General features: G+C 42.7%; 1 protein-coding gene. It reads left to right on the top strand.

Going from position 1 to position 1,445, the window contains the following annotated elements:
- Window positions 1-18: 18 nt before the first annotated feature.
- On the top strand, window positions 19-1,445 hold a 1,427-nt coding region (locus EDM53_RS04445), incomplete at its 3' end, for a hypothetical protein (protein WP_207215477.1).

Raw genomic sequence — 1,445 nt, 5'->3', positions numbered from 1 at the left:
CATCAAGAGAGTATAGGTATGTACTGGTCTAGCCAAGAATTTAAGGATTATGGAGCGATGGTGGCCACATTAAGTAGAGAAAAGCCAAAGACGTTAAGTTTAGACTACCTGAGTGAGGAGTATATGAGGCACATAAGGACGTACAATAGCAATAGGGGGATAGAGTCATTAGAAAACATTGGTGTGAGTATACCAGACGGGCTAAAACATTTTGATAAAAGCAAGAAAGTGGTGGATTTAGGGGAAGAAATCAAGAAAAACAGGAAATATTCGTACATAGACTACGATTATTCTGAGATTAAGTTTGGTAAGTACGTAGGAGAGGTGAAGGTAGATGGACAGTCAGTATCGATAATAGACCAAAGGAATATAGGGGGGTGTTTAATTAGAGGTGCGGATGTTGGTCATTTAAAGTTAGGAGATTCGGTTAGACTTGTTGAGCGGTTTGATGAGAGAGGATGTTGCAGCATAGAGATAAGTGGAGAAAGTGTAGCCCTCGATTCTTCGGATTACGAGACGCGTCAAGCAAATAGGGAGGATGGGATGATTGAAATGATATCAAGGAAGATGTGCTCGAATGAAAGGCATAAGGTAAGGGAGAACCTTACAACAGAAGAGGTATACAGTGCACTGTATGAGAAATTGGATACTTTTTTACCTGAATTTGGCTTTAGAAAGAGTGGGAATCATTACGTATCGACAACTGGGCAGAAGATAGATGGCAGTACTGGCAAAGCAGGGAAGGTATACGTGTACGAGGACAGGCCGTGGTTACTTATGGACTACACAAGGGGCAAGAAGAGCATATGGCAATATGTGAGTGAGACTTCTGGAGGTAGCAAGAGGGAGATATTTGAATATTTAGCATCTGCGTCTGGTCTGAGGGAAGCGCTATACGAAGGCAAAGTAATCTCTAGAAAAGCTGTGAAGGAAAGGGAGATTACAAAATCAAACACAAAATATGAAGCAAGTGTAGTAGACACCAAAAAAGTAGGAGATGTAAAGGCAGGAAAGGGGGAGGAACCAAAAGAGGAGCGTGTGCCGCAAGAAGTATGGGCGATGATATATCAATACTCATTAAACAAGCTAGGGAGTGGTAACAACAAGGTGATGAGGTATTTGAAGGAGGAGCGTGGGTACAGCGATGAGGTGATCAAGAGATGCGGCATAGGATATATACCGAACAAGAAGGGGTTGATGGCGTATTTAAAGGAGCGCTCTGTGGAGAACATAGAGTTGGTACAAAAGGTGTTGGGAGTGATAGGCTACAAACACCACATGGTTATACCGTTACATAACAAGGAAGGTGGTATAGTAGGTATAGTTGGAAGGAACATAGAGCACAGTAAGGAGTCGGAATACGGTAAATACATGTTTAGCAAAGGAGCCCTGAAGGGAGGGAGCATGATAGGGATAAGGGAGGTAGAGGTCAAGGAGCCATTAGT

It is taken from the genome of Rickettsiales endosymbiont of Peranema trichophorum (assembly GCF_004210275.1).
Taxonomy (GTDB): Bacteria; Pseudomonadota; Alphaproteobacteria; order Rickettsiales; family Midichloriaceae; genus RICK02.
The sequence above is the reverse complement of the archived record's forward strand: the minus strand, read 5'-3'. Positions and strand labels throughout refer to the sequence as shown.